At 59.1% G+C, this 19,167-nt stretch carries 13 protein-coding genes; 8 read left to right on the top strand and 5 right to left on the bottom strand.

All coding sequences use genetic code 11. The annotated features are described in order from the left end of the window. The first annotated feature begins 4 nt into the window (after positions 1 to 4). From HNR03_RS26915 to HNR03_RS26895, 5 genes are all read left to right on the top strand, one after another. A complete protein-coding gene (locus tag HNR03_RS26915; protein ID WP_259157087.1) occupies positions 5 to 3,502 on the top strand; it encodes a response regulator in 3,498 nt (1,165 codons plus the stop codon). Further along, entirely contained in the window at positions 3,503 to 4,336 is an 834-nt protein-coding gene (locus HNR03_RS26910) for a protein-glutamate O-methyltransferase CheR (RefSeq protein WP_259157086.1), read from the top strand. After that, positions 4,333 to 4,926, top strand: a complete 594-nt coding sequence (locus HNR03_RS26905; RefSeq protein WP_259157085.1) for a chemotaxis protein CheB — start codon at positions 4,333 to 4,335, stop codon at positions 4,924 to 4,926. The genes HNR03_RS26910 and HNR03_RS26905 overlap by 4 nt, the downstream gene beginning before the upstream one ends. Then, positions 4,920 to 6,101, top strand: a complete 1,182-nt coding sequence (locus HNR03_RS26900; RefSeq protein ID WP_259157084.1) for a hybrid sensor histidine kinase/response regulator — start codon at positions 4,920 to 4,922, stop codon at positions 6,099 to 6,101. Before HNR03_RS26905 ends, HNR03_RS26900 begins: the two co-directional genes overlap by 7 nt. A gap of 77 nt (positions 6,102 to 6,178) precedes the next feature. After that, positions 6,179 to 6,556: a response regulator gene (locus tag HNR03_RS26895; RefSeq protein ID WP_034146554.1), complete on the top strand. Its 378-nt coding sequence runs from the start codon at positions 6,179 to 6,181 to the stop codon at positions 6,554 to 6,556. Between the two features lie 30 nt (positions 6,557 to 6,586). On the opposite strand, the gene HNR03_RS26890 is transcribed toward HNR03_RS26895, so the two are convergent. From HNR03_RS26890 to HNR03_RS26880, 3 genes are all read right to left on the bottom strand, one after another. Next, positions 6,587 to 8,257, bottom strand: a complete 1,671-nt coding sequence (locus HNR03_RS26890; protein WP_259157083.1) for an ATP-binding protein — start codon at positions 8,255 to 8,257, stop codon at positions 6,587 to 6,589. Next, on the bottom strand, positions 8,254 to 9,756 hold the full coding sequence (locus tag HNR03_RS26885; RefSeq protein WP_259157082.1) for an ATPase domain-containing protein: 1,503 nt from the start codon (positions 9,754 to 9,756) through the stop codon (positions 8,254 to 8,256). The genes HNR03_RS26890 and HNR03_RS26885 overlap by 4 nt, the downstream gene beginning before the upstream one ends. A 137-nt stretch (positions 9,757 to 9,893) precedes the next feature. Continuing rightward, entirely contained in the window at positions 9,894 to 10,949 is a 1,056-nt protein-coding gene (locus HNR03_RS26880; RefSeq protein WP_222586943.1) for a lipopolysaccharide assembly protein LapB, read from the bottom strand. Positions 10,950 to 11,132: 183 nt separating this feature from the next. Here HNR03_RS26880 and HNR03_RS26875 point away from each other — a divergent pair, with 183 nt between their 5' ends. The 3 genes from HNR03_RS26875 to HNR03_RS26865 are packed head-to-tail and all read left to right on the top strand — an operon-like array spanning position 11,133 to position 14,428. After that, positions 11,133 to 13,268 carry an FUSC family protein gene (locus HNR03_RS26875; protein ID WP_259157081.1) on the top strand — a complete coding sequence of 712 codons (2,136 nt, stop codon included), beginning with the start codon at positions 11,133 to 11,135 and terminating at the stop codon, positions 13,266 to 13,268. Then, a complete protein-coding gene (locus HNR03_RS26870; protein ID WP_090184275.1) occupies positions 13,258 to 13,458 on the top strand; it encodes a DUF1656 domain-containing protein in 201 nt (66 codons plus the stop codon). The genes HNR03_RS26875 and HNR03_RS26870 overlap by 11 nt, the downstream gene beginning before the upstream one ends. A 4-nt stretch (positions 13,459 to 13,462) precedes the next feature. Then, positions 13,463 to 14,428, top strand: a complete 966-nt coding sequence (locus HNR03_RS26865; RefSeq protein ID WP_259157080.1) for an HlyD family secretion protein — start codon at positions 13,463 to 13,465, stop codon at positions 14,426 to 14,428. A gap of 117 nt (positions 14,429 to 14,545) precedes the next feature. On the opposite strand, the gene HNR03_RS26860 is transcribed toward HNR03_RS26865, so the two are convergent. Together HNR03_RS26860 and HNR03_RS26855 are read right to left on the bottom strand one after the other, a co-directional pair. Further along, a complete protein-coding gene (locus HNR03_RS26860) occupies positions 14,546 to 15,967 on the bottom strand; it encodes an efflux transporter outer membrane subunit (protein ID WP_222586939.1) in 1,422 nt (473 codons plus the stop codon). Further along, a complete protein-coding gene (locus HNR03_RS26855) occupies positions 15,964 to 19,155 on the bottom strand; it encodes an efflux RND transporter permease subunit (protein WP_222586938.1) in 3,192 nt (1,063 codons plus the stop codon). The genes HNR03_RS26860 and HNR03_RS26855 overlap by 4 nt, the downstream gene beginning before the upstream one ends. Positions 19,156 to 19,167: the final 12 nt, after the last annotated feature.

Here is a 19,167-nt window from a genome sequence, read left to right as displayed (position 1 = left end):
CCCCATGACCACGGTGTCTTCGGTTGATGAGCAACGATTTCGCAAACTCCTGAGTCGCAACATCAGCCTGCCACTGGGCGTCGGCGTCATCAGTGCGGTGTTCTTTGTCTCGCTGATCACCTATTTATTGTCGGTGATCCAGTGGGTCGAGCACACCGACCGGGTGATCAATAACGCCAACGAAGCCGTGAAGCTGACCGTCGATCTGGAAACCGGCATGCGCGGCTTCCTGCTCAGTGGCGACGAGCATTTCCTCGACCCTTACGAGACGGCCAAGCCGAGAATCGCGGTCGCGCTCAATACCTTGCTCGAACTGACTGCCGATAACCCGGTGCAGACCGATCGCTTGCGCCGGCTCCAGGCTTTGCAAGCGGAATGGGCTGCCTATGCGCAAACGATGATCGATTTGCAGCGCGCCAGCGGTGATTACCGTAATGCGGTCAAGGCCGGTCGCGGCAAGCGCCTGACCGATGAGATCCGCAAGCAGTTCGAAGACGTGATCGACATGGAGCAGCAGTTGCGCACCGCGCGCAACGAAGAAGTGCGCCGCACCACGATCTGGAGCATCTCGCTGTACCTGGTGTTCATCGCCGCTATCAGCGCCTTGCTGGCGTATATCGGGCGCCGGGATCTGCTCAGCCTGTCGCAGACCTACAGCGACAACCTGGCGGCGCAGCAAACCGCCGCCTCGCGACTGGAACGGCAAGCCTGGTTGCGCAATGGCCAGACCGAACTGGCCGAGCAGGTGCTGGGGCAACTGTCGCTTAATGTGCTGGGGCGCAACATTCTGCAATTTTGCGCCCAATACCTGGGCATTGCGGTGGCCGCTCTTTATGTTCGTGAAGAGCATGGCAGTCTGCGGCGTATCGCGTCCTACGGTTTTTCGCGCGAACAGGAAGAGCGCGATCAGCATATCTCCAGTGATGAAGGGCTCGTTGGCCAGGTGGCGAGCCGGGCCCGCCTGATTCGCCTCGATGACGTACCAAGCGACTATTTCAAAGTCAGCTCCGGCTTGGGTGAGGGCTTGCCACGCAGCGTGCTTGTCGTGCCGACCAGCGATGACGATCGGGTTAATGGCGTGATCGAACTGGGATTCCTGCGACCGCTGGAAGAGCGTGACGTTGAGTTGCTCGAACTGATTGCCGGCAACATCGGCACTTCGATCGAGGCAGCACGCTACCGCCAGCGCTTGCAGGAAGTCCTGGCCGAGACCCAGCAACTCAATGAAGAGCTGCAAGTCCAGCAGGAAGAGCTCAAGACCGCCAACGAAGAGCTGGAAGAGCAGTCGCGGATTCTCAAGGAATCCCAGGCGTATCTGGAAACCCAGCAGGTCGAGTTGGAGCAGACCAACGAACAATTGGCCGAGCAGGCGCAGGTTCTGGCCGACCAGCGCGATGCGATGGACTTGAAGAACACCGAGCTCAATCAGGCCCAGGCTCAACTTGAAGAGCGCGCCGAAGAGTTGCAGCGCTCCAGCAAGTACAAATCCGAATTTCTCGCCAACATGTCCCACGAACTGCGCACGCCGCTTAACAGTTCGCTGATTCTGGCCAAGTTGCTGGCAGAGAACCCTCAGGAAAATCTCACGGCCGAGCAGGTGAAGTTTGCCGAATCGATCTATTCGGCTGGCAATGACTTGCTCAATCTGATCAATGACATCCTCGATATTTCCAAGGTCGAGGCCGGCAAGCTGGAGATGCGCCCCGAGAACACCAGTGTGGCGCGTCTGGTGGACGGGCTGAGCTCGATGTTCGAGCCGATGGCCACCAACAAGAAGTTGACGTTCGAGGTCGACTTGCAACCCGGTTCGCCGATGATGTTGTTCACCGACCGCCAGCGTCTGGAGCAAGTCATCAAGAACCTGCTGTCGAACGCGGTGAAATTCACCGAAAAAGGCACGGTCAGCCTGACCGTGGCGTCCCAGCCAAACGACGGCATCGCCTTTATTGTTCGCGATTCCGGGATAGGCATCGCCGCTGACCAGCAGGAAAGCATTTTCGAAGCCTTCCGCCAGGCCGATGGCACCACCAATCGTCGTTATGGCGGCACGGGCCTGGGCTTGTCGATTTCCCGGGATCTTGCGGCCTTGCTGGGCGGCTCGATCAGTGTCACCAGCGAGCCGGGGCAGGGCAGTGTGTTCACGCTGGTCTTGCCGCAGCAGTATGTCGAACCCGGCGATCAGCCGGTCGAGCCGATGCAGGCCTCGCCGGTCGCCGTGACACCACGCGTGGCAGCCACGGCGCCTGCGCCTGTGCCGCTGATCGCCGAAGTCAACATCCCGCGTTTTGCCGATGACCGCGCCAAGGCGCCGTTCGCCACCCGGTGCATTCTGGTGGTGGAGGATGAGCCGAATTTTGCGCACATCCTTTACGATCTGGCGCATGAGCTGGGTTATCAATGCCTGGTTGCCCATGGCGCGGACGAAGGTTACGACCTGGCCAAAGAGTACATCCCCGACGCCATTCTGCTGGACATGCGCTTGCCCGATCATTCCGGGCTGACCGTGTTGCAGCGCCTCAAAGAACACGCCGCAACCCGCCACATTCCGGTGCATGTCATTTCGGTCGAAGATCGGGTCGAAGCTGCCATGCACATGGGCGCTATCGGCTACGCGGTCAAACCGACCACCCGCGAAGAGCTCAAGGACGTGTTTGCCCGCCTCGAAGCCAAGCTGACCCAGAAGGTCAAGCGCGTGCTGCTGGTCGAAGATGACGATCTGCAGCGTGACAGCATTGCGCGGCTGATCGGCGATGAAGACATCGAGATCACCGCCGTCGGTTTGGCGCAGGACGCACTCGAGCAACTGCGCACGACCAATTTCGACTGCATGATCATCGACCTCAAGCTGCCGGACATGCTCGGCAATGACTTGCTCAAACAAATGTCCACCGAGGATATCTGCTCATTTCCCCCGGTCATCGTCTACACCGGGCGCAACCTGACGCGGGACGAAGAGACCGAGCTGCGCAAATATTCGCGCTCGATCATCATCAAGGGCGCTCGCTCGCCCGAGCGTCTGCTGGATGAGGTCACACTCTTTCTGCACAAAGTCGAATCCAAGCTGTCCCATGAACGGCAAAGGATGCTCAAGACCGCGCGCAGCCGCGACAAGGTCTTCGAGGGTCGGAAAATACTGCTGGTGGATGACGATGTGCGCAATATTTTCGCCCTGACCAGCGCACTGGAGCACAAAGGCGCGGTCGTGGTCATTGGTCGCAACGGTCGCGAAGCGATTGAAAGATTGAATGAAGTCGAGGACATCGACCTGGTGCTGATGGACGTGATGATGCCGGAGATGGACGGTTACGAAGCCACTATCGAGATCCGCAAGGACCCGCGCTGGCGCAAGCTGCCGATCATTGCGGTAACGGCCAAGGCCATGAAGGACGATCAGGAACGCTGCCTGCAGGCCGGTTCCAACGATTACCTGGCCAAACCCATTGACCTGGACCGTCTGTTCTCGTTGATTCGAGTGTGGTTACCAAAGATGGAACGTATCTAAGTGGAGCGCGATTGTTCAGTGGAGCGAAATAGCGAGATCGAACTGCGGTTGTTGATCGAGGCGATCTACCTCAAGTACAGCTACGACTTTCGTGACTATTCCGGCGCATCTATCAAACGCCGGGTCAATCATGCGCTGGGTCAATTCGAGTGCAATACCATTTCGGCCTTGCAAGAGAAAGTGCTGCACGATCCCACCGCGTTCATGCAATTGCTGCAGTTGCTGACGATTCCGGTCAGTGAAATGTTTCGTGACCCTTCGCATTTCCTGGCGATCCGCAAAGAAGTGGTGCCGCTGCTCAAGACCTACCCGTCGATCAAGATCTGGATCGCCGGGTGCAGCACAGGCGAAGAAGTCTATTCGACGGCGATAATGTTGCGCGAAGAAGGCTTGCTCGACCGCACCATCATCTATGCCACCGACATCAATCCGCGTTCGCTGGAGAAAGCCAAGCAAGGGATTTTCTCCATGGAGAATGTCCGTGCCTACACTCAGAACTACCAGCAGGCTGGTGGCCAGCGTTCGCTCTCTGATTACTATACGGCGGCGTACGGTTACGCCATTTTTGACAAGAGCCTGTGCGAAAACGTGACGTTCGCCGATCACAGCCTTGCGACCGATAGCGTATTTTCAGAAACTCAATTAATTTCGTGTCGCAACGTATTGATTTATTTTAATAAAAAACTTCAAGATCGTGCCTTTGGCCTGTTTCATGAATCCCTCTGCCATCGCGGATTCCTGGTGCTGGGCAGTAAGGAAACCCTGGATTTTTCGGCCTTTGGCAATCAGTTCGAGACATTGGTCAAACAAGAACGGATTTATCGAAAATCATGAACAGTGCTGCGGGTTTGCCTGCTGTGGAAGCGATTGTGATCGGTGCTTCGGCCGGAGGTGTCGAGGCGTTGCTGACTATTCTCAGCCCGCTGCGCAAGGGGTTCGTGCTCCCGATCATCGTGGTGCTGCACTTGCCTGAAGCACGTCGCAGCCAATTGGCCGAAGTGTTCGCGCGGCGAGTCGCCATGCCTGTCCTGGAAGCCATCGACAAAACGCTGGTCGAAGCAGGAACGCTGTATTTCGCAGGTCCGGGTTATCACTTGTCGGTGGAGCAGGATCGCAGTTTCTCCCTGAGCCTGGAGCCCCGAGTGCATCATTCACGGCCGGCCATCGATTTCCTGTTTGAGTCGGCGGCCGATGCCTACGGTCCGGCGCTGGCAGCGGTGCTGTTGACCGGGGCCAATCAGGATGGAGCGCGCGGAATGGCCCTGGTCAAGCAACGTGGCGGGCTGACTGTCGTGCAGGACCCCGACGAAGCTCAAGTTTCAACCATGCCGCAAGCTGCGCTGGATATACACCAGCCAGACCACATTCTTCCTATACGCGGCATCGGCCGTCTGATTGTCGAGCTGGAACAAATAGCATGCTAAGTAACATCCAAGCCAAACTGCTGATAGTCGACGATCTGCCGGAGAATTTGCTGGCGCTGGAAGCGTTGATCAAGCGTGAAGACCGCATCGTCTACAAAGCCTTGTCCGCTGATGAAGCCCTGTCGTTGTTGCTTCAACATGAATTCGCCATGGCCATACTCGACGTGCAGATGCCGGGCATGAACGGTTTTGAGCTGGCCGAGTTGATGCGCGGCACGGAGAAGACCAAGAACATTCCGATCGTGTTCGTCAGCGCCGCCGGTCGTGAGCTGAACTATGCATTCAAAGGCTACGAAAGTGGCGCCGTGGATTTCCTGCACAAGCCGTTGGACATTCATGCGGTCAAGAGCAAGGTCAACGTGTTCGTCGACTTGTATCGCCAGAGCAAGGCGATGAAGCAACAGGTCGAAGCGCTGGAGCTAAGTCGCCGGGAGCAGGAGGCATTGCTCAAGCAATTGCAGGCGACCCAGAATGAGCTCGAACAAGCCGTGCGCATGCGTGACGATTTCATGTCCATCGTCGCCCACGAACTGCGTACGCCGCTCAATGGCCTGATCCTCGAGACCCAGTTGCGCAAGATGCACCTGGCCCGGGACAACGCCGCGGCGTTCACCCTGGACAAGATGCACGCCATGGTCGACCGGGACGAGCGGCAGATCAAAAGCCTGATTCGCCTGATCGAGGACATGCTCGATGTGTCGCGAATCCGCACGGGTAAGCTATCGATTCGTACCAGTCAATTTGATCTGGTGAAATTGGTCAGCAATCTGCTGCAAAACTTCGCGCCGCAGATCGATGCCGCCGAGACGGCGGTGACGTTTACCGCCGACCAGCCAGTTGTCGGTAATTGGGACGAATTTCGTATCGAACAGGTGATCTCGAATCTGCTGACCAACGCATTGCGCTATGGTGGCAAGGGTACGATTGATGTTCGCGTGTTCACTCAGGACGGCCAGGCGCGGGTCGAGGTTCAGGATCGTGGTATCGGTATCAGCGAAGAGAACCAGCGGCGCATTTTTCAGCAATTCGAACGGGTTTCCGCCAAGACCGTCGTTGCTGGATTGGGTCTGGGACTGTTTATTTCGGAGCAGATTGTCACCGCCCACGGTGGCTCCATCACCGTCGAGAGCCGGATTGGCGAAGGCGCCTTGTTTCGCGTTTGTCTGCCGTTATAGGAAAACAGCCGGATAAACGCAACCTCTGATCGACCCCATGGTCGTATCAGCAGCAATTGACCGAACAAAGGCTTCCCATGAGTGAAGATGCACAAGATGTGGTATTGATCGTCGAGGATGACCCCTCGATCCTGATGGTTTTATCTGCCTATCTTTCGGGGGAAGGGTACCGGGTGTTGCAGGCCGAAAACGGCGAGCAGGCGTTCGAAATCCTTGCAAGCAAACCGCACCTGGACATGATGATCACCGACTTCCGTCTGCCAGGCGGGATTTCCGGGGTACAGATCGCTGAGCCTGCGGTGAAGTTGCGACCGGAACTCAAAGTGATTTTCATCAGTGGTTATCCGCAGGAAATCCGCGAAACCGACAGCCCGATCACGCGCAAGGCACCGATCCTTGGCAAGCCGTTCGATCTGGATGTGTTGCAGGAAATTATGCAGGACATGCTGTCCTGACTATCCCCAAAGCCCCGTTTGTCGGGGCTTTCAGATTCTGATCATCTCGCGCACTTTGGCCGTCAGCAGGTCGAAGGTGAATGGCTTGGTGATCAGCTGCATGCCCGGGTCGAGAAAACCTCCACGCACTGCGGCATGTTCTGCGTAACCGGTGATGAACAACACTTTCAGGTCAGGCCGGTATTGGCGCCCGATTTCCGCCAGTTGTCGGCCATTCATCCCCGGTAGACCCACGTCACTGATCAACAGGTCGATACGCTGGCCCGAATCCAGAATCGGCACTGCGCTGTTGGCATCGCCGGCTTCCACGAAGGCATAGCCCAACTCACTCAGTACCGCGCTGACCAGCACGCGGACCGCCGGGTCGTCCTCGACGATGAGCACTGTTTCACCTTCCTGGGCATGGGGCGTGTGTGCGACATCGATTTGCGTGTCCTCATCCAGCTCGCCCCAGTAACGCGGCAGATACAGGCTCACTGTGGTCCCGTTGTCCACTTCACTCTGGATGGTGACGTGACCGCCAGACTGCTTGCTGAACCCGTAAATCATCGACAACCCCAGCCCCGTTCCCTGGCCGATCGGCTTGGTCGTGAAGAACGGATCAAAGGCTCGGCTGATGGTGCTTTCCGGCATGCCGCAACCGGTATCGGTGACTTGCAAGACAACGTAATCACCGGGTTGCAGGTTGCCATTGGCCTGAGCGAAGGTCGCGTCCAATTGCTGGTTGGAGGTGCTGACCACCAGATTCCCGCCCTCGGGCATGGAATCACGGGCATTGAGCACTAGGTTGAGCAGGGCGCTTTCGAGTTGATTGGGGTCAGCCTCGGCGACCCACAGATTCTCGTCCAGCTGCATGTCCAGCTGAATGCTTTCGTTGAGGCTGCGTTGCAAGAGTTCGCCCATGGACACCACCAGGGTGTTCATTTTCACCGGCTTGGAATCCAGTGACTGACGCCGGGAAAATGCCAACAGTCGATGGGTCAGGCCTGCCGCACGGTTGGCGGATGTCACCCCAAGATCAATCAGGTCGTCCAGGTTTTCGGTGCGCCCTCGGGCCAGGCGCCGACGCAGCAGCTCGAGACTGCCGATGATACCGGTCAGCATGTTATTGAAGTCGTGAGCGATACCGCCGGTGAGTTGGCCGACCGCTTCCATTTTCTGCGATTGCCTGAGCGCCTCTTCATTGTTGCGTAATTGGGCGGTGCGCTCTTCGACCTGTTGTTCGAGGGTTTCGAGCGTGGTTTGCAGGCGCAGTTCGCTTTGAGTCAGGTCGATCATCCGGTCCCTGGCTTCGTACTGTCGTCGTCGACCCCGTAGCGCCGTGGTGACCAGGCTGATCAACGTCACAGGATGAAACGGACGCTCAAGGAAGGTCACGTTGCCGAGCTGCGGGCCGAATCGCGAAGCGGGGTTCTGCTCGGGGCCACCGTGGTGGGTCAGCAGGACGATCGGCAAGTCTGACCAGGCCGGTTGTGCATCGATCAGACTCATTAGAGGGGCCAGGTCACAACCCAATAGCGCTTCCGAGGAAATCACCAGCAGGCCGGCGCCTCGTGCCAGTTCGTTGCACAATGTGATCAGGTCGCGGGCGACAAGGCCTTCGAACCCTGCCTCGTTGAGCATCATCAGAGCAATCTGGCTGTCGCGTCCCAGCGGCGCGAGAATGATTGCGCGCTCGGACTTCGCCTCGAAACTGTTCACCGGGCATCATCCTTGAGCAGCGGCTGGCTGGCACCAAGATAGGTTGGTACGCCACGTAATACACCCTGGAAGGCGTCCAGCGGCTCACCAATCGTCATGCCGCTTTTACCAATGCGGTATTCGCGGATGGTCGATTCGTGGCTGCCTGTACGCTTCTTGATGATCGAGATCGCCCGGCGAACCTTGCCCAGGGCTTCGAAGTAACGCAACAGAATCACCGTGTCAGCCAGATAAGTAATGTCGACCGGTGCCTGCATGTCACCGACCAGACCATGCTGGGCCACGGTCATGAACGTCGCCGCGCCTCGGCGATTGAGGTAAAGCAGCAACTCATGCATGTGCAACACCAGCGCGTTTTCCTCGGGCATCGCGGCCTGATAGCCGTTGATGCTGTCAATCACCACGGTTTTGATTTGCTGCTCATCGACACAACGACGAACCCGGTGTGAGAACTCGCCGGGGGACAACTCGGCGGCGTCGACTTGTTCGATCAGCAAATTGCCAGTGCCCTGCAGGGCTTTCAAATCGATGCCCATGTTTTTCATGCGTTCGAACAGCAGGCCCAGCTCTTCGTCGAAGATGAACAGCGCGGATTTTTCACCTCGCGCCACGGCGGCCGCGGCGAAGATCATCGAAATCAGCGATTTGCCGGTGCCGGCCGGGCCTAGGATCAGCGTGCTGGAGCCGGTCTCGATACCGCCGCCGAGCAGGGCGTCCATTTCCTTGATCCCGCTGGTCAATTGCTGGCGGGTGTATCCGCCGCGGTGTTCGGCTGCCACCAGGCGAGGGAATACATGCACGCCGTCGCCCATGATGGTGAAGTCATGGAAACCGCCACGGTATTTCTGTCCACGGTATTTCACCACGCGGATCCGCCGCCGTTCCGCGCCATAGTTAGGCGTCAGTTCTTCTAGGCGGACCACGCCGTGTGCCACGCTGTGCACGGTTTTATCGAGGGATTCGGTGGTCAGGTCATCAAGCAACAGCACCGTGGCGTCGTAGCGCACGAAGTAGTGCTTGATGGCCAGAATCTGCCGGCGATAACGCAGGGAGCTCTGGGCCAGAAGACGGATTTCGGAAAGACTGTCGAGGACTACCCGGGTCGGTTTGACGCGCTCGACCACTTCGAATATCTGCTTGGTGGCCTCACCCAACTCAAGGTCGGAAGAGTAGAGCAGGCTCTGCTGATGCTCGGCATTGAGCAGGCTTTCAGGCGGTGTCAGCTCGAAAATGTGGATGTTCTCGTCCAGATCCCAGCCGTGGGACAACGCGCCTTGGCGCAGTTCGCGCTCGGTCTCGGACAGGGTGATGTACAACGAGCGCTCGCCGGCACGAGCGCCGGCCAGCAAAAAATGCAAAGCGACCGTGGTTTTGCCGGTTCCGGGTTCACCCTCCAGCAAAAACACATGACCTCGGGACAACCCACCGGCGAGGATGTCATCCAGACCCTCTATACCGGTAGCGGCTTTTGCACTGAACAGCTCGTTAGATGTAGACAAAAAAAGCCCTCTCATGACTAGGGGAAGCGAGGCAGCAGGCTGAGGTGCCTGAATGTACTGCCTGATCACTTGACCTTTTGCCGTGGCGACGGTTCAACCTTTTGTGTCTGTCTGTGAGTGGTCGTGCCGAAAAACGCTTAGAGCCCTTGCTGCAACGCCGGGTCGTCCGGGTTGAGCTGCTCCAGTTGTGCCAGCAAAATCTGCACGTTCTGCAACTGGCCGCTTTCCTTCCAGTAATTGATCAGCAACACCCGCGCCTTGCGGTCGGCCGGGTGGCGCTGGACGATCTCCTGCAACTGCTTTTGCGCAGCCTCCAGCTCTTGCTCGTCGTGCAAAGTGGTGGCCAGGTCGTAACGATAGTCCTTGTTGCCGGGCTCGATCTCTACGGCTTTCGAGAGCCCCAAAAGCGCAAATTCACTTTGCCCGTGATGCAACAACCACAGGCCCAGCGCATGTTGAAGGTAGGCCGAGTTGGGCTGCGCCTTTAACTGTTTTGCCAGTAATTGCTGGGCTGCATCGCTTTGGCCTTGCTTATCCAGTACTTCAATCTGCATGACCAGCGCCGGCAGATTCGCCGGGTCCAGCTGCAAGGTGCGCTCCAGTGCCTGCTGTGCCTCTTTCAGTTCGGCGTTGTGCAGGTGCAGACGGGCCAGTTGGTATTGGGTTTCGGCGCTTTCGGGTTGGCTCTTCAGGACCTGCTCCCAGGCATCGATGGCTTGTTGCAGAGGCCCGAAATACAAGCCCAGATCATCCGGCGACAAGCCCAGCAAGGCGTTGATTGCGGCAAAGCGCACACTTTGTTCGCTGTCCTCCAGCAACGGCCCGATCAACAGGCTGCGCTGCCCGTTGGGCACCAGCCCGCTGATGCTCTTGATCGCCGCCACACGGACTTCGGGGGAAGGGTTTTGCAGGTCTGCATCGGCCAGTTTCAGGGCTAGCGGGCTCGGGTAATTGGGCAGTTCAGCATGCAGCCAGATACGGCGTTTGGCCGACAGGTCGGGGCGCGCCAGTTGCTGATACAACACCCGCGCGGCGCCGGGCTGCCCGGCACGTGCCTGGGTCAGCGCTTCGCTATAGCCGCGCTTGATGGCCTCCGGCACCACCGGGGCAGGCGTGCGCAGGAAGAACCAGGCAAGGACGATGGCGAGCAGGACACAAAGGCTGATGAGCGCGTAGCGGCGGGACTGGGACATGCAGGAATCCGGGAGCTGGCAAGCTTGTGCAAAGCCGTCAGCTTCGGTCAGGTGGCGCTGTGAGTCAAACTCTGACTCGGTTCAAATGCGACGATTTTGCCTACAGGTCGCGTCGACATTGAAACCCGTCGCGGCGCCGAAGCAGTGACTACGCTTGCTGGAGATAACTCCACGAGTGTTTCCATGCAACCGTTTCTGCAGTACTTCAAAGCAATGCTCAACCCCGGGCCAGGGGTGCTGCTGTTCGCCTTGAGAACCATCGCGGCCGGGTTGCTGACGCTGTACCTGGCCTTTCTGTTCGACCTTGACCAGCCCAAGTGGTCGATCATGGCGGTGGTCATCGTCAGCCAGCCATTGGCTGGCATGGCCCTGGCCCGCAGTTTCGGCCAGGTCATCGGCACCACCCTGGGCGCGGCAGTCGCGGTGTTGATCATGGCGATCTTTCCCCAGGCGCCGCTGCCTTTCATCATCACGTTGGGGTTGTGGCTGGCGTTGTGTACGGCTGGCGGCACCTTGTTGCGCTACACCAGCTCCCAGGCGTTTGTGTTGAGCGGTTACACGGCGGTGGTGGTCGCCTTGCTGGCGGTGCCAGACCAGGATGGCACGTTCCTGCTGGCTGTCACGCGGGTCACCGAGACGCTGCTGGCGGTCGCCTGCGTCTGCGTCGTCAGCCTTTTGACTGCGCGCCCGGAGGCCGTGGCCCGGGATTACTTTGCCAAGATCGATCAGGTCATCAAGCTGCTGGCGACCCACGCTGCCGCCGTCATCCGCACCGAAGAAAGCGAGGCGGATTTTCATCGGCGGCAGATGCAATTGCTCGGTGCGATCAGCGCGCTGGAAGGGGTTCGCCGGCATCTGTATTACGATGCGCCACGCCTGCGCAGCGCTAACGAGCTGGTGCAGTTGCTGGGCAATCAACTGGTGCTGCTGACCTCGCGCCTGACAGCGCTGCGCCACCAGCGGGAATTGCTGACCGAGCGCTGGGAAGGCGCATTGCCGCTGGAAGTTCAGCACCTGCGTGCCGAAGAACTGGCCTTTCTTGATGATCTGGCGGTGCAAGGGCGCTCGTTATCGGCCGACGCGCGGCATCACTTCTCGGCCTTGCAACAGCGTTTCGATGACCTGGCCTACAAGGCCGAGCAACTTACCGAAACGATGCCGGCCACGCTGCGATCACTGGCCTGGGCGCTGCGCTGGGAACAAGCGCGGATGCTGGAACAACTGGGGCAGATCCTCGAGCTGAGCGACGCGATCCAGGAGGGACGGCAAGCCAGTTGCGTGTTCCGCGGCCAGGACAACCCGCTGCACCTGGACTTCACCTTGGCGGCGATGAACGCCATCCGCGCATTCAGTGCATTGATGGTCGCCGGCCTGATCTGGATCGAGACCGCGTGGGATGGCGCTCGGGGCGGGATGATCGTGGTCGGGATTCTCTGCTCGTTGATGGCGACGTTCCCACGGCCATTGCTGGCCAGCCAAAGCTTCGCCCGAGGGCTGGCGCTGGCCCTGGTGGTGTCGGCGCTGTACCTGTTCCTGCTGGTTCCAATGATCAGCGATTTCGAACTGCTCGCCTTGTTATTGGCCCCGTTGCTGTATGCCGTCGCGGTGGGGCTGTCCAGTCCGCCAACCACGGGCACGGGCATTGGGCTGGGGCTGACCACGATGTTGTTGCTGGGCCCGCAAAACGTAGGCGTAGGCCAAAACACCGCAATTGCCTGGTTCGAGTTCGCCGGTGCGTATATCTGCGCCGCCACACTGGCATTGAGTGTCTATGCGCTGATCTTTCCGTTCAGGCCCGATCTGCGGATTCGCCGACTGTTCAAGGAGAATTGTGAGCAGGTCTACGCCTTATTGAAGACCCCGGCGACCGATGAACAGCAGTTTGCCTTTGAAAGTCGCATGGTCGATCGCCTGACCATGATGTTGGGACTGTTGCCGGCCACCCGGGACAAGCAATCCAGCGAGCTGTTCGAGGTCAGCCTGGGGTGCATGGCGCTGGGTGTGGCGTTGAACCAGCTCAGGCAACAGGGGCAAGGCAACACATTGCTCAGTACCGAACAACAAAACCGCCTGATGGCCGCCGTTCGTGAGACCGGCCGATTGGTCGCCGGGCGACCCGGAATCGACCTCAACCTGCTGCTTGCCAACCTGCATGCCTTGGGCGATGAAATGGACGACCTGCAGCTGGTGGTTCATGAGCACCTGTGGTCGGTGTTCAGGATGCGTGTGGCGCTGCTGATCGTGGTGTCGTTTCTGGAGCGGCATCGCCAACACTTTCTACCCGCCGAACCCAAAGGAGTGCCAGCCCTTGCCCATTGATCTGGAAATAGGCGGCGTGTACCTGCCACCGATCGCCCAGGCCCTGTTGCTGGCCTTGCCGATTTTCCTGCTGCTGGACTGGATCCTGCGCCGCCTGGGTGTGCTGAGTTTCGTCTGGCATGAAGCCCTGTTCGAAGGCGCCCTATATGTCTGTGTATGCGCCACCCTGATTCTGGTGATGGGAGCCTGATGCCTTGAAGAAGATCCTCGCCCGACTGACGACCGTTGTGGTGGTGCTACTGGCCTTTGTCCTCGGCGGGTACGCTTGGGAGCATTACACCCGCGCGCCCTGGACTCGCGATGCACGGGTTCGAGCGGACGTTGTGACCCTGTCCGCCGATGTCTCGGGGCGCATCGTCAGCCTGACGGTGCATGACAACCAGCATGTCGATAAAGGCCAGCTGTTGCTGGAGATCGATCCGGCGCGCTACAGGCTGGCGGTGGAACATGCCAAGCGTTCGGTGGAAGTGGCGAAAGCCTCTTTGGGGCAATCCGAAGCGACCATTGTTTCCAGCCAGGCGCTGCTCAGGCAGCGTCAGAGCGAAGAGCACCGGCGTCGCACACTCAAGGATCGTGCCGCGATTTCTGGCGAGGAGTGGGAAAAGTCCAGCACGGATGTGGCGGTGGCGCAGGCTGAATTGCTGCGCAACCAGGCCAACCTCGGTTTGGCCCAGGCTAATGTGCAACTGGCCATCGCCGCATTGACCCAGGCTGAACTCGACTTGCAGCGCACCCGGGTCGAAGCCCCCGTCAGCGGTTACGTGACCAACCTGCTCACCCGACAGGGTGACTATGCCGCCGCCGGTGGCGCGTTGTTGGCGTTGGTTGATAGCGATTCGTTTTATGTCAGTGGCTACTTCGAAGAAACCAAGCTGCCGCGAATAGAGGAGGGCGACCGCGTCAGGATCGAGTTGATGAGCGGCGAGACTTTCGGCGGCACCGTCCAAAGCATTGCCTTTGCCATCGCCGACCGGGAGAACCTGCCCGGCGGACGATTGCTGGCAAACATCAACCCCAGTTACACCTGGGTCAAACTGGCGCAACGGGTGCCGGTGAGAATTCAGATTGACGCCGACTATCTCGCCAAAAATCGCCTGCGTGCCGGGACCACGGCCACGGTGACCGTCATGGAAGACCACAAATCTCAAGACCAACCCTAGCCCTCTTGTGTGATATCAGGGGCCGGTGGACAGACAAAAAAAAGCCCCGCGACCGAATGAGGCACGAGGCTAAAAAACTGGCTGGTTGCGACCAACCAAAAGGAGCGCTTTAAAATATTAGTTGCTGGCCACGGTCTCGGGTTGCCAGCCACCGCCAAGGGCTTTGTAAATCGCGACAATGCCGCGATACAAATCAGTTTCGGCCAGGGCCTGGGTATCTTCTGCCGCCAGACGCTCACGCTGGGCATCCAGCAGGACGAGGAAGTCCACGGTGCCTTCGCGGTAGCGAATTTCGGCCAGGTCCGCGGCGGCACGGCTCGCTTCGCTTTGACGAATCAGCGAGATCAAGCGTTGCTGGCGTTTGCCATAGTCGCTGAACGCGTTTTCCGACTCTTCCAGGGCCAGCAGCACTTGCTGCTCGTAGGTTGCCAGCGCGCCTTCTGCATCGGCATCGGCGGCGCGCAGACGTGCCCGCACGCTGCCCAGGTCAAATGCCGCCCAAGTGATGCTTGGGCCCAGTGCCCAGGCATTGGCTGCCGAGGAACCGATTTGCGAACCACGTCCGGCGGTGAAGCCAAGGAAGCCGCTGAGGCTGACTTGAGGGAACAAATCGGCCTTGGCCACGCCGATACGGGCGGTGGCGGAGGCCAGTTTGCGTTCGGCGCTGCGGATGTCCGGACGACGTTGCAGCAATTCGCCGGGATCACCGATTGGCAAAGCCTTGGCGATGGCCGGCAAGCTCTTTGGACTCAGGTCGACGGTCAATTTGTCCGGACGCTCACCCAGCAGGGTGGCGATACGGTTTTTCTGCCGAACCTGTTCAGCCTGTAACTGAGGCACGCTGGCTTCGACCGAGGCGAGGCGTGCATCGGCACGCTCCACGTCCAGTTGATCGCCGACGCCGGCATCACGCAGGCTTTCAGTGATCTTGCGCGACTCCTGCTGGTTGTTCAGGTTGGCAATGGCGATCTTTTCACGCAGTTGCGCACCGCGCAGTTGACCATAGGAATCCACCAGTTCGGCAATCATGGTGACTTGCAGTTGGTACAGATCGGCTTCAAGCGCTTGCTGTTCGGCGTCGGCCGATTCCAGGTTGCGCTGGATGCGGCCAAACAGATCGATCTCCCAGGCCATGTCCAGACCCAGGTCGTAACGTTCGCTGTTGACCCGCTGGGTGGTCTGGCCAGGAATCTGCCCCTTGGCCAGATCGCTGCTGGCGCGGCTGGTAACGGTCGGCATGGCGTCATTGCTGACGTCATCACGAATCGCCCGGGCGGCTTTCCAGCGGGCGAATGCCACCCGCAAATCACGGTTGCCTTGCAGCGATTGAGTCACCAACTGATTGAGCGTCGGGTCTTCGAACTGCTGCCACCAGATGCCTTCGAAGCGCGAGCGGTCGAAGTTCTTCTGACCGGCAGCGCCATCGGTGGCGGTGGTGATGTTGGCCGGTTCAGTGGCAGGGGTCTTGTAGTCCGGGCCGACGGCACAGGCACTCAGGGCCAGTACCAGCAGGCTCGGCAGGAAGGCTTTCAGGCTCATTGTTGCGCCTCCAGTTGCTTTTGATGATTCAGCGCCTTGGCCGCTTTGCGCGCTTCACCGCGCTCCACAAAGTTACGAATCAATACGTAGAACACAGGCGTCAGCAGCAGGCCGAAGAAGGTCACCCCGAGCATCCCGGAGAACACCGCCACACCCATGGCGTGACGCATTTCGGCACCGGCACCGCTGGAGAAGACCAGAGGCACTACGCCCATGATGAACGCGAAGGAGGTCATCAGGATCGGACGCAGACGCAGACGGCACGCTTCCAGAACCGCAGCCAGCGGGTTAAGGCCTTCCTGCTGTTTGTCCTTGGCAAACTCGACAATCAGAATCGCGTTCTTACACGCAAGCCCCACGAGTACGATCAATCCGATCTGGGTGAAGATGTTGTTGTCGCCACCCGAGGCAATCACACCGGTGATGGCCGACAGCAAGGTCATCGGTACGATCAGGATCACCGCCAGCGGCAGGCTCCAGCTTTCGTATTGAGCCGCGAGTACCAGGAACGCCAGCAATACGCAGAGCGGGAACACGAACAGCGCGGTGTTGCCGGACAGAATCTGCTGGTAGGTCAGGTCGGTCCATTCGTAGGTCATGCCGTTAGGAAGTTCATCCTTGAGCAGTTTCTCGATGGCCGCCTGAGCCTGGCCGGAGCTGTAGCCCGGGGCTGCCGCACCGTTGATTTCAGCGGTGATGAAGCCGTTGTAGTGCATCACGCGGTCCGGACCCGAGGTGTCGCTGACCTTGATGAAGGTCGCCAGCGGGATCATCTCGCCTTTGTTGTTGCGCACCTTGAGCTGACCGATCTGGTCCGGTTCGAGACGGAACTGTTGTTCAGCCTGAACGTTGACCTGATAAGTCCGACCGAAGCGGTTGAAGTCGTTGGCATACAGCGAACCCAGATAGATTTGCAGGGTGTCGAAGATGTCGCTGACGGCCACGCCGTGGGTCTTGGCTTTCTCGCGGTCGATGGCGGCATCGACCTGCGGCACGTTCACGGTGTAGCTGGTGAACAGGGCGGCCAGTTCCGGCACGTTGTGGCTTTTGGTAATGATGTTCATGGTTTCTTTGTACAGCTCGTCGTAGCCGAGGTTGCCCTTGTCTTCGATCTGCAGGCGGAAACCACCGATGGTGCCCAGACCCTGTACGGGCGGCGGCGGGAAGATCGCCATGTAGGCTTCCTGAATCCCGGCGAACTGACCGTTCAAGGCACCGGCAATCGCACCGGCGGACATGCTCGGGTCTTTACGCTCGTCAAACGGTTTCAGGGTCACGAACACGATGCCGGCGTTAGGGCTGTTGGTGAAGCCGTTGATCGACAGGCCCGGGAACGCCACGGCGCTTTCCACACCTGGCTGTTTCAGGGCCAGGTCGGACATACGTTTGATCACGTCTTCGGTACGGTCCAGGCTCGAAGCGTCCGGCAGTTGCGCGAAGGCCACCAGGTATTGTTTGTCCTGGCCGGGTACGAAACCGGTTGGGGTGTGGGCGAAACCGAAGAAGGTCAGCACCATCAGGCCTGCGTACAACAGCAGTGCAATACCGCTGCTGCGGATAACCCGGGCTACGGTGCCGACATAGCCATGGCTGGCGCGTTCGAAGAACCGGTTGAACGGACGGAACAGCCAACCGCCCAATAGTTTATCAAGCACTTTGGTAAAGCGATCTTTCGGTGAACTGTGGCTCTTGAGCAGCACGGCGGCCAGGGCAGGGGACAGCGTCAGCGAGTTGAACGCCGAGATCACGGTCGAGATGGCAATGGTCAGGGCAAACTGTTTGTAGAACTGGCCGGTGAGTCCGGAAATGAACGCCGCCGGGATAAATACCGCACACAGCACCAGCGCCGTCGCAATGATCGGCCCGGTCACCTCTCGCATAGCTTTCTTAGTGGCTTCTACGGGCGTTTCTCCCAGCTCGATGTGCCTCTCGACGTTCTCTACTACCACGATGGCGTCGTCCACCACGATACCGATGGCCAATACCAGTCCGAACAGCGACAGCGCGTTCAGCGAGAAGCCGAACAGGTGCATCACGGCAAACGTACCGATCAGCGAAACCGGCACCGCCACCAACGGAATGATCGAGGCGCGCCAGGTTTGCAGGAACAGGATCACTACCAGTACAACGAGGATCAGTGCTTCGAAGAGGGTGTGGACCACCGCCTCGATGGAACCGCGCACGAAGATCGTCGGGTCATAGACAATGCTGAAGTCCATGCCTTCCGGGAAGTTCTTCTTCAGTTCGGCCATCTTGTCGCGAACTTCGTTGGAGATCTGGATCGCGTTCGAACCCGGACGCTGGAAGATCGGGATCGCCACCGCCGGCTGGTTGTTCAGCAACGAGCGCAGAGCGTATTGACTGGAACCCAGTTCAACGCGAGCGATGTCTTTGAGGCGGGTGATCTCACCGTTATCGCCGGAGCGAATGATGATGTTCTCGAACTCTTCTTCAGAAACCAGACGGCCCTGGGTGTTGACCGACAGCTGGAATGCGGTGGCATTCGGCGCAGGCGGCGCGCCCAATGCACCGGCCGCCACTTGACGGTTCTGCTCGCGGATCGCCGTAACGACATCGGTCGCCGTCAGGTTGCGCGAAGCGGTCTTGTTCGGATCGAGCCATACCCGCAGGGAGTAATCGCCCATGCCGAACAGTTGCACGTCACCGACACCGCCCAGACGTGCCAGCTCATCCTTGATGTTGAGCAAGGCGTAGTTGGACAGGTAGAGCATGTCGTAGCGTTTGTCCGGCGAGGTCAAGTGCACCACCATCGTCAGGTCTGGAGAGGCCTTGTCGACAGTGATACCGATGCGCGTCACTTCTTCTGGAAGCTTGGGCTCGGTACGGGTTACGCGGTTCTGCACCTGGACCTGTGCGTTATCCAGGTCAGTGCCCAGCGCGAAGGTGATGGTCAGGGTGATCTTGCCGTCAGCGGTGGATTGCGAGGACATGTACAGCATGTTCTCGACGCCGGTAATGGCTTGCTCAAGAGGAGCTGCCACGGTTTCACCGATGACTTTTGGGTTGGCGCCCGGGAAGTTGGCACGAACCACCACAGTCGGTGGCACCACTTCCGGGTATTCGCTGATCGGCAACTGGAACAGCGAGATGGCGCCGGCGATCAGGATCAGCAGCGAGAGCACCGCTGCAAAGATCGGCCGTGAAATGAAGAATTGGGAAAAATTCATCGGAGTTGTCGT

It is taken from the genome of Pseudomonas sp. JAI111 (assembly GCF_024809425.1).
Taxonomy (GTDB): domain Bacteria; phylum Pseudomonadota; class Gammaproteobacteria; order Pseudomonadales; family Pseudomonadaceae; genus Aquipseudomonas.
This window is presented reverse-complemented; position numbering and strand designations above follow the sequence as displayed.

What these genes read in the sequence shown, in the direction of transcription:
- HNR03_RS26915 (WP_259157087.1), top strand. Translation starts at nt 5, where the DNA reads ATGACCACGGTGTCTTCGGTTGATGAGCAACGATTTCGCAAACTCCTG.
- HNR03_RS26905 (WP_259157085.1), top strand. Translation starts at nt 4,333, where the DNA reads ATGAACAGTGCTGCGGGTTTGCCTGCTGTGGAAGCGATTGTGATCGGT.
- HNR03_RS26900 (WP_259157084.1), top strand. Translation starts at nt 4,920, where the DNA reads ATGCTAAGTAACATCCAAGCCAAACTGCTGATAGTCGACGATCTGCCG.
- HNR03_RS26895 (WP_034146554.1), top strand. Translation starts at nt 6,179, where the DNA reads ATGAGTGAAGATGCACAAGATGTGGTATTGATCGTCGAGGATGACCCC.
- HNR03_RS26880 (WP_222586943.1), bottom strand. Translation starts at nt 10,949, where the DNA reads ATGTCCCAGTCCCGCCGCTACGCGCTCATCAGCCTTTGTGTCCTGCTC.
- HNR03_RS26875 (WP_259157081.1), top strand. Translation starts at nt 11,133, where the DNA reads ATGCAACCGTTTCTGCAGTACTTCAAAGCAATGCTCAACCCCGGGCCA.
- HNR03_RS26860 (WP_222586939.1), bottom strand. Translation starts at nt 15,967, where the DNA reads ATGAGCCTGAAAGCCTTCCTGCCGAGCCTGCTGGTACTGGCCCTGAGT.
- HNR03_RS26855 (WP_222586938.1), bottom strand. Translation starts at nt 19,155, where the DNA reads ATGAATTTTTCCCAATTCTTCATTTCACGGCCGATCTTTGCAGCGGTG.